This window comes from Streptomyces lincolnensis, from assembly GCF_001685355.1.
Classification (GTDB): domain Bacteria; phylum Actinomycetota; class Actinomycetes; order Streptomycetales; family Streptomycetaceae; genus Streptomyces; species Streptomyces lincolnensis.
Genome location: NZ_CP016438.1, coordinates 8,390,502 through 8,404,849, shown reverse-complemented (window position 1 = coordinate 8,404,849; position 14,348 = coordinate 8,390,502). Strand labels below are relative to the sequence as shown.

Sequence of the window (14,348 nt, the reverse complement as noted above, 5' to 3'; positions counted from 1 at the left end):
CCGTCGCCATCCTGGATGTGCATCGAAAATGCAATCTCAATTGATGCTCAGAGACAGCAGAAACCGTTGCGCCGATTGATACTCCCCCATAGCGTGAGTCGCACGGAACTCCCCGTCATCTGGAGGCACTTCTTGAGAGCACGAAGACAAGCGGTTATTGCACTGGGGGTCGCGATCATCACCTTCGCGGGCGTCAATTCCGCCTATGCGGATGACTACTCGGTAGCGCTGCGCAATTCGAGCGGAAGTAATCTCGCGATCCTGAACTTCATCGACGATGGAGACGACTTCCACGTCTGGGACATGCGCGCGGACGGCCACGGCGTGCGCGCTTACGTGGAACGGTTCTACGCCGAGCGCTGGCACTTCTTCGCCACCAAGTACAACGGTGGCGGCGCGAACTCCTACACCGTGATCAACGACGTCGATGTGCTGAGCGCCTTCGCGCACCGGATGAGGATCTGCACAGTGGACGGCTCCGGCGACGAGAATCCGAATCAGTGCTCGAACTGGAAGAGCTTCACTGAGGTCGGTTGAGTCCTGAACTGAGATCGGCTGAGTTCTGAGCGCGCTCGCCCGGCCCGCATCAAGGTGAAGCCCCTGGCCACAAGGCCAGGGGCTTCACCCGTCGTACGCGGTCAGTCGCCGCAACGCTCCCGCAGCGAATGCAGGTGCTCGCTCGACTTGCGGGCGAACGCGAAGGATTCGGCCGGGTTGTCGTGCTCCGCCTGCCAGTGGTGGTAGCGGCGGCCGTTGTGGGAGCGACGGGTCACCTCGGAGAGGAACCGCTTGTAGTCGATGTCGCCGTCGCCGACGTCCGTCATGCGGTAGCCGTACGTGGACGTTGGGTCCTTGGTGCCGTCCTTGACGTGGAACAGCGGGTAGCGGTGCGGCTGCTTGAGGACGTAGCGCAGCGGGTCGAAGGGGCGCGGGGTGCCGTCGACCTGCTGGGAGAAGCGGAACTGGCCCGCGTACGCCCAGAAGATGTCCATCTCCAGGAAGACCAGGTCAGGGTCGGTTTCGGCGAGGAGCACGTCGTAGAGGCGGACGCTGGGCTTGTCCGAGGCGAACATGAACTCTTCCGAGTGGTTGTGCTGGTAGAACTTCATGCCGCGCTTCCTCGCCGCAGCCCCGTACGTGTTGAACTCCTCGGCTGCGCGCTTCCACGCGTCGACCGTGTCGCCGTAGCGGAACGGCCCCGAGGCCGTGCCGATGTGCTTGAGCCCGAGGGCCTCGGCGTCGTCCAGGACCTTGGTGAGGTTCGTCGCGAAGGTGTAGGCGTTCGGGTCGTTGGAGTAGTACCCGACGTGGCTGCCGATCGCGTTCAGGCCGTGGTCACGCGTGAGCTGCTTGAGCTGGGCGAGTGTGATGGCGCCCGCCGACCCCTGGGTGTACCCGGCGTACTCGACCTCGTCGTAGCCGTACTTCTCCAGCTCGGCGAAGACGGGTCCGAAGCCCAGGGTGGAGACCTTGTCGCGCAGGCTGTAGAGCTGGATGCCGAGCCGCCCGGGCGGCAGGACGGGACGGCCACGGCCGCCGGCCGCGGTCGCGGAGCCGGTGGTGGTGCCCGAGGTGGCGGCGGTAGCGGGGGCCGCCGCGCCGAGCAGGGCGGCGGCGGAGGCACCGGCGGCCACGCCCAGCATGCCGCGTCTGGTGAGTCGGTGGGTGAGCTCGGGGTCGGGCTGGGAGGTGCGGCTCATTGCTGGAACTCCTCGGTGTCGGAGGGCGTTGTCAGTGGTGAGTGCTTCACTGGGGACCAGTCGGACAGGACCGGTCCGGTGGTGCCGGTCAGGTGAGACCGGCGAGTTGGAGCAGGAGTGCTTTCACATCGGTGGCCGCGACGCGGTCTCCGACAGCGCGGGGGGTGGAGCAGATGAGGAGCGGACCGTCGTCGTCGCTCGCCGGGAGGCGGCCGTGGCTGCCTCGAATAGGTGAGGGGTCCAGGGGCACGACCGCCATGCGGTAGCGCATCCCGAGTTTCTTGCGTGCCAGGGCCTTGGCCGCCTTGACCTTCACATAGGGGTCGAGGGGGTCCATGAAGAGTTCGACCGGGTCGTAGCCGGGTTTGCGGTGGATCTCGACCAGTTGCGCGAAGTCGGGAGCGCGGTCGTCGTCGAGCCAGTAGTAGTACGTGAACCAGGCGTCCGGTTCCGCGACGGCGACGAGTTCGCCCGCGCGCGGATGGTCGAGGTGGTGTGCCTTCTTGCCTTCGTCGTCGAGGAGTTGCTCGATGCCGGGCAGTCCGTCGAGGGCGGCCCGGGTCGCGTCGAGGTCCTCCGGCCGGCGGACGTAGACGTGGGCGATCTGGTGGTCGGCGACGGCGAAGGCGCGCGAGGCCATCGGGTCGAGGTACTCCATGCCGTCCTGGGTGTGCACCTCCAGCAGGCCGGCGCGGCGCAGGGCGCGGTTGATGTCGACGGGCCGGTCCACGCGGGTGATGCCGTACTCGGACAGCGCGACGACGGTACGGCCCTCGGCGCGCGCGTCGTCCAGGAGCGGGGCCAGGGCGGTGTCCAGGTCGGCGGCCGCCTTCAGGGAGCGCGGGTCGTCGGGGCCGAAGCGCTGCAAGTCGTAGTCGAGATGCGGGAGGTAACAGAGCGTCAGGTCAGGCTGGCGGGTGCGGACGATGTGCCGGGTCGCGTCGATGATCCATTGGCTGGAGACGAGGTCGGCGCCGGGTCCCCAGAAGTGGAAGAGCGGGAAGGTGCCGAGTTCCTCGGTGAGTTCGTCGTGCAGGGCCGGGGGCCGGGTGTAGCAGTCGGGTTCCTTGCGGCCGTCGGAGTAGTAGATCGGACGGGGGGTGACGGTGATGTCGGTGTCGGCGCCCATGGCGTACCACCAGCAGATATTGGCGACGGTGTAGCCGGGGTGCGCGCGGCGGGCGGCGTCCCAGAGTCTGTCGCCGGCGACCAGCCCGTTGTGCTGGCGCCACAGGAGGACGTCGCCGAGCTCGCGGAAGTACCAGCCGTTGCCGACGATGCCGTGCTCCGACGGGTGGGTGCCGGTGAGGAAGGTGGACTGGGCGGCGCAGGTGACGGCGGGCAGGACGGTGCCGAGGGGCGCCTGGGAGCCCGACCGGGCGAGGGACTTCAGGTGGGGCATGTGGTGGAGAAGACGGGGGGTGAGGCCGACGACGTCGAGGACGAGCAGGGGCGTCGGCCGGGGAGTGGTCCGTTCGGTGCTCATGGGAGCTCCTTCAGGCCGAGGTCGGTCAACAGGTCGCGGGCCAGGGACAGTTCGGCGGCGATGCCGTCGGCGAGCTGGGACCGGCCGCGGGGCCGCAGCTCGGGCGGAAGGGCCTGCCAGGTGTAGGTCTCGACCTCCAGATGGCGGGTGAGCGGGCGCGGGCCCCCGACGAGCCGGGCGAGGGCGGCCTTGAGGACGGGGAGCGTGGAGGTGAGGGGCGCGGCGGGGGCCGCGTGCAGCGGGACGTGGAAGTGGGCGCGCCAGGGGCTCGCGTCGGGGAGCGAGTCCCCCCGGAGGGCTTCGCCGAGGTCGTCGGTGCCGCGCAGACCGGCGGCGGTGGCCGTGCGGGTCTGGTGCAGGAAGCGGGGTTCGTCGAAGGCGGCCAGGGCCGCACGGACCTCGGGGAGATGGGGGTGTTCGGCGTGCAGGGCGGCCGAGAGCTGGGACTTGACGACGGGGATGCCGGCCGAGGTGAGCGCGTCCAGGGCGGTGTGCGGGTCTTCGAAGGAGGTGGCGAGGTGGCAGGTGTCGACGCAGATGCCGATCCGGTCGTGGGCGATCGCGGTCAGGGGGGCGATGGCGTCGCGGGTGGTCTCGACGACACAGCCGGGTTCGGGTTCCAGGCCGACGCGGATGGAGCGGCCGGTCAGTTCCGCGAGCGCGTCGAGGCGTTCGGCGAGGGTGACCAGGGCCTTGCGGCCGCTCTCCACGCGGTCCGCGGGGAGGGGGCCTGCCGGGCTCGGTCCGGTGGGGCTCGGGTGTGGCGGCAGGTCGGTGCGCCAGGCCAGGGGCAGGGTGGAGACGCTGCCCTCGGTGACGTCGTCGGGGAGAAGACCGGCCAGGACGCGGGCCAGGGCGGTGGTGTGGTCGAGGCGCTCGGGATCGGCCCAGTCCGGCCGGTAGACGCGGTACTTGACCTCCTCGGCGCCGAAGCCCTGATAGGGGAAGCCGTTGAGGGTGACGACCTCCAGGCCGCGCCGGTCGAGTTCGGTGCGCAGGGCGCGCAGCGCGGACGGGTCGGTGACGAGGGCGTGTGCGGCGTCCTTGGCGAGCCACAGTCCGATGCCCAGTCGGTCGCGGCCGAGGCGGCGGCGGACGGGCTCGCAGTGGTCGCGCAGTTGGGCGAGGACGCCGTCCAGGGTCTCGGCCGGGTGGACATTGGTGCAGTAGGCGAGGTGGACGGTGGTGCCGTCGGGGTGGCGGAAACGCATGCCCTACTCGCCCCCACGCAGAATCGAGTTGCCCTCGTGGGTGCCGGCCGGGTCGGCGACGGTCAGGTCGAGGCGGCCGCTCAGCGAATAGAAGGCGACCGGGTTGCGCCAGAGCACCAGGTCCACGGTGTCCTCGTCGAAGCCTGCCGCCAGCATGGCGTCCGCGACCCGGCGGGTCTTGAGCGGATCGCTTCTGCCCCAGTCCGCGGCCGAGTTGACCAGCACCTTGTCCGGGCCGTGGATCTCCAGGATGGCGACCATCCGCGCCTCGTCCATCTTGGTGTCCGGGTAGACGGAGAAGCCCAGCCAGCAGCCGCTGTCCTTGGCCTCCTTGACGGTGGTCTCGTTGAGGTGGTCGACCAGGACGCGGTCCGCGGGCAGCGCGGATTCCCGGACCACGTCGAGGGTGCGGCGCAGGCCGGCGAGTTTGTCGCGGTGGGGGGTGTGGACCAGGGCGGGCAGCCCGTGGTCGGCGGCGAGCTGGAGTTGCGCGGCCAGGGCGGTGTCCTCGGCGGGGGTCATCGAGTCGTAGCCGATCTCGCCGACGGCCACGACCTGGTCCTTGACGAGATACCGGGGCAACTCGTCGAGGACGGGGACGCACCGCGGGTCGTTCGCCTCCTTGGGGTTCAGGGCGAGCGTGCAGTGGTGGGCGATGCCGTACTGGGCGGCGCGGAAGGGCTCCCAGCCCAGGAGGGAGTCGAAGTAGTCGAGGAAGGAGGCGACGGAGGTGCGGGGCTGGCCGAGCCAGAAGGACGGCTCGACGACGGCCCGGACGCCGGCGGCGTACATGGCCTCGTAGTCGTCGGTGGTGCGCGACGTCATGTGGATGTGGGGGTCGAAGAGGCGCATCAGGACTCCTTGCCGTCGATACCGTCAGAGCCGTCGAAGGAGCGGGTGCCGTGCCCGGCGGACGCCGGGTCCGTGGTGCCGGTCAGGGTGAGGACCCGGTGCAGGTCCTCGGGGACGGGGCGGCCCGCGGCGGAGCGCTCGGCGGCGTAGTCGCCGAGCATGCGGGCGAGTTCCTCGTCGGCGTGGGCGCGCCGGTCCAGGTCGGTGACCTCGTCCACGGGCACGCCGGTGAACAGGCACTTCAGGACGGCGTGGCGCCAGAGGTGGGGGGCCAGGTGCCGGGCGGTGTACGGGCCGACGGCGGCGGCCAGGAGCCGGGTGTCGTTGGTGCGCAGGGCGTCCTCGACGAGTGGGAGCGCGTCCGGTCCGGGCACCAGGTGGGGCAGGGCGTGCAGGACGGCGCGGCGTTCGGCGGCGGTGCCCTGGGCGTAGACGCGGCTGAGGGCGTCGGTGTCGGCGCGGGCCGCGTGCAGGATCAGGACGCGGACGGCGTCGGCGTGTTCGGGGCCGCAGCGGCGTCCGGCCTCGGCGAGGCGCAGCTCCCACACGGAGATCGGGCCGTGGGCGCCGGGGTTCGCGGCGGCCTCGTCGAGGGCCTGGTCGAGCCAGGCACGGGCGGTGTCGCCCAGGTGGGAGCGGAGGTGGCGGTGCAGGTCGGCCGGCGGGGTGCGGGCGGGGGTGGTGCCCTGGGTGACGGGGGTGGCGCCGGGGTGGGTCATGGGGTGCTCCCTTCTGGGGTGGCGGAGGGCTCGCCTGGAGGTGGCGCGTCGGGCGGAGGGGGAAGCGGCGGGTTCGGGGTCGTGCCGTTGGACACGGACGCGGCGTGGTGGAGAAACGGGAGGGAGAGGGCGGCGAAGTGGGGTCCCGCGTGGGAGTGGCGGGGCAGTTCGACGACGGTCAGGCCCTGGTAGCCGACGGCGGACAGGGCGGCGAGGACGGGCGGGAAGTCGATCTCGCCGTCGCCGAGCGGGAGGTGTTCGTGGACGCCCCGGCGCATGTCCTCGATCTGGACGTGGCACAGCCAGGGGGCGGCGGCGCGTACGCAGTCGGCGGGCGGCAGGGGTTCGAGGCACTGGCAGTGGCCGAGGTCGAGGGTCAGCCCGAGCTGCTCGGGGTCTCCGAGGGCGCGGCGCAGGCGGTGGAAGTCGGCGAGGGTGGCGAGGAGGTGACCGGGTTCGGGTTCGACGGCCAGGGGGACGCCGGCGGTGGCGGCGGCTTCCAGCACGGGGGCGAGGGCCTCGGCGAGTCGCTTCCACGCGGTGTCCTCGTCGGTGCCCGCCGGGGTGATCCCGCTGAAACAGTGCACGGCGTGGGCGCCGAGGTCGGCGGCGACCCGCACGGCACGGACCAGCAGGTCGACGCGTCGGTCGCGGTCGTCCGGGTCGGGATCCAGCAGGGAGGGGCCGTGTTTGCGGCGCGGGTCGAGCACATAGCGGGCACCGGTCTCCACGGTGACCTCCAGACCGAGCGCGCTCAGCCGGTGCGCGAGGCGGGCGGTGCGGGCGGGCAGGTCCGGGGCCATCGGGTCGAGATGCATGTGGTCGAGGGTCAGACCGACGCCGTCGTAGCCGAGGTCGGCGAGGAGAGCGAGGGCGTCGTCGAGACGGAGGTCGGCGAGACCGTTGGTGCCGTAGCCGAAGCGGAGGGGGGTGGCGGCGGGGCTTGCGGCGCTCATGTGACGCTCACCTTCCTCGCGAACCGCGCCGCGAGCGGGGACAGGGCGGCTGTGAACAGGGCGGCCACAGGGGCCCCGGAGCGGGCGGTGAGGGCGCACTGGAGGGGGATCATGGCGCGGATTCCGGCGCCGACCGCGCGTTGGGTGAGCGGGGGTGAGGCATTGAGGGTGGCGTGGAAATAGGGGCGGGCGACGGTGGTGGCGTAGGCCGCGGTGAGGGCGGTGCGCAGGGCGTCGGTGACCGGGAAGGCGGGGGTGGGTGTGGGCGTGTCCGGTGTGGTGGCGGGCATGGACGGTGTTCCGGTGCCGGGCTCGGCCCGCGGTCCGATGTCCGGCCCCGTCGGGCTTCCCCGTTTCCCCGGCGGGCGGGTGAGCAGGCGGGACAGGACAGCCGTCGTCGTCAGCGCGGCCAGGGCGGCCAGGGGTGCGCCGCCCTGGGTCTCCCGGCGCGAGACGGTGGTGACCGCGAGGGTGTGTGCGCCGAGGACGGCGGCGGAGGGAAGGGCGGCACGGACGCCGCCGCTCATGGCGCCGGTGCCGGTGGTGGCCGCGGCGCCGAGGAGGAGGTCCAGTCCGCGGGCGGCCGCCATGGCCGTCGGGCCTGCCGCGGTGTGCTTCAGGGACAGGTCGTACGCCCAGACGGTCGTCGCCAGCGGGACCGCGACGGTGAGGGCGGGGCGGCCGGCGAGGGCCGCGAGGGACAGTCCGGCGCCGGTGAAGGCGCAGGCCGCCGCGAGGGCCGCGGTGGGGTGGACGCGGCCGGAGGGGAGCGGGCGGTGCGGGCGTTCGACGGCGTCCTCGGCGCGGTCGGCCCAGTCGTTGAGGGCCATTCCTGCCTCGTACAGGCACAGGGAGGAGCCGATGGCGAGCAGCGTGCGGGGGTTCGCCCGCCCGCCGGTGGCGGCCGCGCCGGCGAGGGCGTCGCCGGGAACGGTGAACAGGGCCGGGAGACGCAGGAGTTCGGCCCAGGCCCGCGCTCGCCCGGCACGGCCGGTGGGACCGGTCTCGGGGCGCCCCTCCCCCGCGTGTCCGGGGCGGCTCATCGACCCGCCTCCGGGCTCGCGTCGCCTCCAGGAGCCGAGCGCTCACCGCCTTCGCCGCCCCCCGCGTCCGGCCGTCGGCCCACCTCACCTCGCAGCCGCTCCGCGAACCCCACCAGGGCCGCGTACTGCTCGCCCAACGCCGCGGGTCCGTCCCCCACCGGGTCCTTGAAGTAGAAGCCCAGCTCGGGCAGGGGTCCGGAGAGGCCCTGTTCGTGGGCGCGGGCGACGAGGCGGGCCAGGTCGAGGACGAGAGGGGCGGCGAGGGCGGAGTCGCAGCCCTGCCAGGTGGTCTGGAGGATCATGCGGGCGCCGAGGAAGCCGTCGAAGGCGATGTGGTCCCAGGCGGTCTTCCAGTCGCCGAGGGCGGGGACGTCGTCGATGTGGACCTCGCCCTCGGGGACGGTGCCGAGGGTGTCGGCGAGGACGCGTTCCTTGCCGGCGTTCTTGGCGGCCGCGGCGGCCGGGTCGGCCAGGGCCGCGCCGTCGCCGCCGCCCAGCAGGTTGGTGCCGGACCAGGCCCGGACGGCGAGCGCCCGCTGGGCGAACATCGGGCCGAGGACCGCGCGCAGCAGGGTCTGGCCGGTCTTGCCGTCGCGCCCCGCGTACGGCAGGCCGCTCGTCGCCGCCGGGGCCGCAAGCGCGGGATGGTGCAGTCCGGTGGAGGGGGTGAAATTGACGTAGGGGCAGCCCGCGCGGAGTGCCGCCGCCGCGTACAGGGAACTGGGCGGCAGCGCCGTGCCGTCGGGGGCGGGCTCGGTGGAAGCCACGTTCACGACCACCGCTCGTGCCAGTCCGTGCCGTCTCACGAAGTCGCGTATGTCCGCGGCGAAGCCGGTGATCAGCTCCTCCTCGTCGCGGGTGTCGCCGCGGAGCGGGCCGCCCGGCCTGATCTCGCGGTCGGCGGCGGCCAGTTCGGCCGCGATCGCCGGCGGGAGGCCGACGGGCAGGACGCCGCCGGCGGCGAGTGCCTCGGCGCGTTTGGGCAGCGGGCAGTCCACCGTGTCGTGGCCGCCGAAGACGAGTGACGCCAGGGCGGGCAGGCCGCTGTCGGCGAACGCGGGGGTCTCGGTGACCAGTCCGGTCGGCGGATGCAGACCGGCGGTGACGGCGGCGCAGCCCGCGACGACCGTGGTGGCGACGGAACCGCGGGCCCCGATCAGCCAGACACCGACGCGCGCTGCGGAAACGGACGCGGACATGGGCAGCCTCCTTCACGAACACGGTCGAGCGCCGTCGAGTGCGATCGAGCGTGGTGGACGCGGCGTACGAACCCCGCGGGCCCCTTGGTGCACGGGGCCAGCGGGAAGAAGACGGCGGGCGGGGGTCCGGCGTCCCCCGCCCGCCGCCGCTCAGCCGCCCTGCGAAGGCACAGCGGTGCCGGCCTTCGCGGGCAGTTCCTTGATCCGGATGTCACGGAAGGACACCCGGTCGTCGGCTCCGTGGTTCTGGATGCCGACATGGCCGTCCCGCAGCGAGCGGGCCGGATCGGTGTTGGTGAAATCGTTGATCTTCACGCCGTTGAGGTAGACGCGGAGTCGTTCGCCCTCCACGCGGATCTCGTACGTGTTCCACTCCCCCGGCGGGTTCAGCGCACGGTCGCGCTTCTTCAGGTCGGCGGAGCGGAAGCCGTAGACGGACCCGGTGGTCTTCTCCGGGACGTCGGTGGCATCGATCTGGATCTCGTAGCCGTTGTTCACGGCCGACCACGGGTCGTCCGAGGGCGGGAAGCCCACGAACACACCGGAGTTGTCGTCACCCGAGGCGCCGGCCATCCTCCAGTCGAGCTTCAGGGAGTACGACGAGAAGCCCGAGTCGGCATACCAGAGCATCCCCATCCCGCCGGACGACGTGATCGTGCCGTCGCCGTCGAGATCGAACGTTCCCGGACCCGACTGCCGCCAGCCGTCCAGAGAGCCGCCGTCGAACAGGGCCCGGTAGCCGTTCTCCGGGCGGCAGTCGGCCTGTGCCTCGCCGACGGCCCAGCGGATGCCGCCCAGCAGGTGCTGCCGGAACGCCGGCTCCGCGAAGGACTCCTTGGTGTGGCCGCCCCCGGTGTAGAAGGAACGGCCGCCCTGGTAGTTCTGGCACCAGGCGATCGGATGGTCGCCGTCCATGGTGCCGCCGGTGTACGACGACTCGTCGAGCGAGGCGAGGACATGGGCGCGTTCCCGGGGATTGCTGCGGTAGTTGTACCACTCGTCGGTGCGCTCCCAGGCCTCGGGGAGCGCCGAGGTCGCCGGGTGGGCGTGGTCCTCGACCTCCACCGTCGCCGGCTGGATCGCCGGGTGCGACTGGAAGTAGGCGCCGGCGAGGCCGCCGTAGAACTCCCAGTCGTACTCGGTGTCGGCGGCGGCGTGGATGCCGACGTAGGCGCCGCCGCGGTGGATGTAGCCCTCGAAGGCCCGCTGCTGGGCCGCGTTGAGGACGTCTCCCGTGGTGGAGAGGAAGACGACCGCGTCGTACCGCCGCAGGTTGCGGTCGGTGAACGCGCCCGCGTCCTCGGTGGCGTCGACGGTGTAGCCCTCGGTCTCACCGAGTTGCTTGACCGTGGCCACGCCCTCGGGGATCGAGTCGTGCCGGAAGCCGGCCGTCTTGGAGAAGACCAGCACCCGTGCGGAGTCGCTCGGTTGCGAGGCGGCGGGTCCCGAGACGCAGCCGAGGAGCAGGGCCGCGCCCACGACTGCCGTGCTCAGTCGTCCGGTTGAGCGCATGACGCGTACCTCCTCTCAGCTCGTGGTGAAGGTGAAGTCGTCCACGTCGTACAGGGCGCCGGTGCCGCTGCCCTTGAAGACGAGGTACAGGGTGGTGGTGCCCTTGGGGGCGCGGGACAGGTTGGCGCTGACGTCCTGGAAGGTCTCCCAGCCGCCGGTCACGGGCACGGTGGCCTTGCCGAGCAGGGTGCCCTTGGCGGATCCGGCGCGGACCTCCAGGGTGCCGCCGGCACCGCCCGAGGAGACGCGCGCGGTGATCGACTTGGCGTTGCTCAGGACGTACGGCGTGAAGGAGATCCAGTCGCCGTTGTTGATGTCGCCGACCGTGTTGCCGCCGTGCGCGGTGTCCTTGGCGATGACGGTGACGCCGGAGGAGGCGCCGAAGTGCTCGGCCTGGCGGTGCCTGGGCTGGAGGACGTTCTGGTCGTGGGTGGTCAGCGGGGCCTGGCCACCGCCTCCGTTGTCGGTGTACTCGGCGTCGAACACGCCGAAGATGTCGGCGTCGTCGTCGTGGCCGCCGTCGGCGCTGGTCTGGATGGTGCCGGTGCAGCCGTTGGCGGAGGTGACCGGGTGGCCGTGGCTGTCGTGGCCGAGGATGAAGGTGACCTTGACCTTGGAGCAGTCGATGGTCCGGCCGTCCTCGGGGTCGGTGACCCTCACCTTGAACGGGACGGCGTCGCCGAAGCTGAACAGCTGGCCGTCACGCGGGAGTTCGAGGGTCACCTTGGGTGCGGTGTTGCCCACCACGATCTGCACGCTCGCGCTGCCCGTACGGCCGGAGGCGTCCTTGGCGGTCAGTGTCGCCGTGTAGGTGCCGTTCTTGCGGTACGTGTGGGTCGGGTTGGCCGCGGTCGACGTGCGGCCGTCGCCGAAGTCCCAGCTGTAGGTGAGGGCGTCGCCGTCCTGGTCGCTGGTGCCCGCGGAGGAGAAGCCCACCCTCAGCGGGGCCTGGCCGGAGGTGCGGTTCGCGGCGGCCTGGGCGACCGGGGAGTGGCCGTCGGTGGCGTTCTCGATGCGGTAGAGGGCCGAGTTCTCGTCGCCGCCGAACCAGGCGAGACCGTAGTCGAGGACGTACAGCGCGCCGTCCGGGCCGAAGGCCATGTCCATGATCTGGGTGCCGGTCCACGGGACGTCGTTGATCGACTCCACGGTGCCGCCCGCGTCGCTGGAGATCCGCTTGATCCAGCGGCGGCCGAACTCACCGGCGAAGAAGTCGCCGTCGTAGACCTCGGGGAACTTCACGGGCGAGTCGAGCGCGGGGTCGTAGTGGTAGACCGGGCCGCCCATCGGGGACTCGGAGCCGCTGCCGAACTCGGGCACGGAGCCGCCGTCGTAGGGGATCCAGGCCGTCTGGGCCGGGGGCAGGTCGGTGAGGCCGGTGTTGTTCGGCGAGGTGTTCTTCGGGGCGGCGCAGTCGAAGGCGGCGCCCGAGGTGCCGGTGGCGAAGTCGTAGTCGACGTAGGCGTCGTTGTCGCCGGTGCAGTACGGCCAGCCGAAGTTGCCGGGGCCGGTCACCCGGGCGAACTCGACCTGGCCCGCCGGTCCGCGCGCCGGGTCGGCGGCGCCGGCGTCGGGGCCGTAGTCACCGACGTAGAGGATGCCGGTGGCCTTGTCGACGCTGAAGCGGAACGGGTTGCGGAAGCCCATGGCGTAGATCTCGGGCCGTGTCTTGTCCGTGCCGGGTGCGAAGAGGTTGCCGGCCGGGACGGAGTACGAGCCGTCGGCGCCGACCTTGATGCGCAGGATCTTGCCGCGCAGGTCGTTGGTGTTGCCCGAGGTGCGCTGGGCGTCGAAGGCGGGGTTGCGGTCGGCCCGCTCGTCGATGGGCGTGAACCCGTCCGACTGGAAGGGGTTGGAGTCGTCGCCCGTCGACAGGTACAGGTTGCCCGCCGCGTCGAAGTCGATGTCGCCGCCGACGTGGCAGCAGATGCCGCGCGAGGCCGGGACGTCGAGGATCTTCGTCTCGCTGGCGTTGTCGAGGGTGCCGTCGGCCTTCAGGACGAACCGGGAGAGCCGGTTGACGCCGTCGAAGGGCGCGAAGTCGGCGGCGGCGCCGGTCTCGGGGGCGTCGCCCGCGGGGGTGTTGAGCGGGGGCGCGTAGTAGAGGTAGATGAAACGGTTCTCGGTGAAGCCCGGGTCGACGCCGATGCCCTGGAGGCCCTCTTCGTCGTGGCTGTAGACGTCCAGCTTGCCCGCCAGTTTGGTGGTGCCGGCCGCGTCGGTGAGACGGAGTTCGCCGTCGCGGGAGGTGTGCAGGACCGAGCGGTCCGGGAGGACGGCGAGCGACATGGGCTCGCCGACCTCCGGTTCGCCCTTGGCGAGGGTGACCTGCTGGAAGTCCTCGGCGGCCGCCGCGGCGGCCCCCTCGCCGGCGACGGCTGCGCCGGCCTGGGGAGCGGTGAGACCGAGGGACGCTCCCGCCAGCAGCAGCCCGCTGATCAGGGCCGCCGCTCTGCGCCACGGGGCGCGTCGTCTGTGGGTCTCGATTCTGTCGGTGCCGGTGGTGCTGTCTTTCCCGTGCACGGGTGCCTCCAGAAAGGGGCTGGTTGTACGGGCGGGTGCGAACGCCGGGATGCGCCGTCATCCCGGAGCGGTCGAGAAGGCTCTGTGGGCCAGAACACTCAGTGGCCGCCGAGGCCGAGCAGGTTCAGTTGCCGAGCAGGCTCAGTTGCCGAAGGCCGCGTCGAAGGAGGCCGTCGGTGGCTCGAAGTCGTATGCCTTGAGGCTCTTGAGCGCCTCGGGAGCGCCCTGGAGCCGGTCCATGCCGGCGTCCTCCCACTCCACGGAGATCGGGCCCTGGTAGTCGATGGAACGCAGCATCCTGAAGACGTCCTCCCAGGGGACGTCGCCGTGGCCGGCGGAGACGAAGTCCCAGCCGCGGCGCGGGTCGCCCCACGGCAGGTGGGAGCCGAGGCGGCCGTTGCGGCCGTCGAGCCGCTTGCGGGCCTCCTTGCAGTCGACGTGGTAGATCCGGTCGCGGAAGTCCCACAGGAAGCCGACGGGGTCCAGGTCCTGCCACACGAAGTGCGAGGGGTCGAAGTTCAGCCCGAACGCGGGCCGGTGACCGACGGCCTCCAGGGCGCGCTGGGTGGTCCAGTAGTCGTAGGCGATCTCGCTCGGGTGGACCTCGTGGGCGAACCGCACGCCCTCGGCGTCGAAGACGTCGAGGATGGGGTTCCAGCGCGCGGCGAAGTCCTCGTAGCCGCGGTCGATCATCGACTCGGGGGCGGGCGGGAACATCGCGACCAGATGCCAGATGGCGGAGCCGGTGAACCCGATGACGGTGTCCACGCCGAGGGCGGCCGCGGCGCGCGCGGTGTCCGCGATCTCGGTGGCGGCCCGTCGCCGTACGCCCTCCGCCTCGCCGTCGCCCCAGATGCGGGCCGGCAGGATCGCCTGGTGGCGTTCGTCGATGATGGCGTCGCAGACCGCCTGGCCCACCAGGTGGTTGGAGATCGCCCAGCACTTGAGGCCGTACTTGTCGAGGAGTTGCTTCCTGGAGTCGATGTAGGTGGAGTCGGCCAGGGCTTTGTCGACCTCGAAGTGGTCGCCCCAGCAGGCGAGTTCGAGGCCGTCGTAGCCGAAGTCGCGGGCGAGTCGGCAGACCTCTTCGAGCGGGAGATCGGCCCACTGGCCGGTGAAGAGCGTGAACTGGCGGGGCATGGCTACG

General features: G+C 71.8%; 12 protein-coding genes. 1 reads left to right on the top strand and 11 read right to left on the bottom strand.

What is annotated here, in order from left to right; translation table 11 throughout:
* Positions 1-93 precede the first annotated feature (93 nt).
* Positions 94-537 (top strand): hypothetical protein, encoded by a 444-nt coding sequence (locus SLINC_RS48200; RefSeq protein WP_152039044.1) that lies wholly within the window; start codon positions 94-96, stop codon positions 535-537.
* A gap of 101 nt (positions 538-638) precedes the next feature.
* Here the strand turns inward: SLINC_RS48200 and SLINC_RS37115 are convergent, their stop codons facing one another.
* The 11 genes from SLINC_RS37115 to SLINC_RS37065 form a co-directional block, all read right to left on the bottom strand.
* The gene (locus SLINC_RS37115) at positions 639-1,700 is read right to left on the bottom strand and encodes a sugar phosphate isomerase/epimerase family protein (RefSeq protein ID WP_067442790.1); all 1,062 of its coding nucleotides are present in this window, start codon (positions 1,698-1,700) and stop codon (positions 639-641) included.
* An 88-nt stretch (positions 1,701-1,788) separates the two neighbouring features.
* On the bottom strand, positions 1,789-3,186 hold the full coding sequence (locus tag SLINC_RS37110; RefSeq protein ID WP_067442788.1) for an alkaline phosphatase family protein: 1,398 nt from the start codon (positions 3,184-3,186) through the stop codon (positions 1,789-1,791).
* Complete coding sequence (gene eboE / locus SLINC_RS37105) at positions 3,183-4,397, bottom strand: metabolite traffic protein EboE (RefSeq protein ID WP_067442786.1); 1,215 nt, start codon at positions 4,395-4,397, stop codon at positions 3,183-3,185. The genes SLINC_RS37110 and eboE overlap by 4 nt, the downstream gene beginning before the upstream one ends.
* A gap of 3 nt (positions 4,398-4,400) precedes the next feature.
* Positions 4,401-5,249, bottom strand: a complete 849-nt coding sequence (locus SLINC_RS37100) for a TatD family hydrolase (protein ID WP_067442783.1) — start codon at positions 5,247-5,249, stop codon at positions 4,401-4,403.
* Entirely contained in the window at positions 5,249-5,968 is a 720-nt protein-coding gene (locus SLINC_RS37095) for an EboA domain-containing protein (RefSeq protein ID WP_067442781.1), read from the bottom strand. The genes SLINC_RS37100 and SLINC_RS37095 overlap by 1 nt, the downstream gene beginning before the upstream one ends.
* On the bottom strand, positions 5,965-6,924 hold the full coding sequence (locus SLINC_RS37090; RefSeq protein WP_067442779.1) for a sugar phosphate isomerase/epimerase family protein: 960 nt from the start codon (positions 6,922-6,924) through the stop codon (positions 5,965-5,967). The genes SLINC_RS37095 and SLINC_RS37090 overlap by 4 nt, the downstream gene beginning before the upstream one ends.
* On the bottom strand, positions 6,921-7,967 hold the full coding sequence (locus SLINC_RS37085) for an SCO3242 family prenyltransferase (RefSeq protein WP_067442777.1): 1,047 nt from the start codon (positions 7,965-7,967) through the stop codon (positions 6,921-6,923). The genes SLINC_RS37090 and SLINC_RS37085 overlap by 4 nt, the downstream gene beginning before the upstream one ends.
* Complete coding sequence (locus SLINC_RS37080; protein WP_067442775.1) at positions 7,964-9,166, bottom strand: inositol-3-phosphate synthase; 1,203 nt, start codon at positions 9,164-9,166, stop codon at positions 7,964-7,966. Before SLINC_RS37080 ends, SLINC_RS37085 begins: the two co-directional genes overlap by 4 nt.
* Positions 9,167-9,316: 150 nt before the next feature.
* Positions 9,317-10,678: a ThuA domain-containing protein gene (locus tag SLINC_RS37075; protein ID WP_067442773.1), complete on the bottom strand. Its 1,362-nt coding sequence runs from the start codon at positions 10,676-10,678 to the stop codon at positions 9,317-9,319.
* Positions 10,679-10,693: 15 nt separating this feature from the next.
* Positions 10,694-13,201 (bottom strand): PQQ-dependent sugar dehydrogenase, encoded by a 2,508-nt coding sequence (locus SLINC_RS37070; protein WP_067442771.1) that lies wholly within the window; start codon positions 13,199-13,201, stop codon positions 10,694-10,696.
* 141 nt (positions 13,202-13,342) lie between these two features.
* On the bottom strand, positions 13,343-14,341 hold the full coding sequence (locus tag SLINC_RS37065) for a sugar phosphate isomerase/epimerase family protein (RefSeq protein WP_067442769.1): 999 nt from the start codon (positions 14,339-14,341) through the stop codon (positions 13,343-13,345).
* Positions 14,342-14,348: the final 7 nt, after the last annotated feature.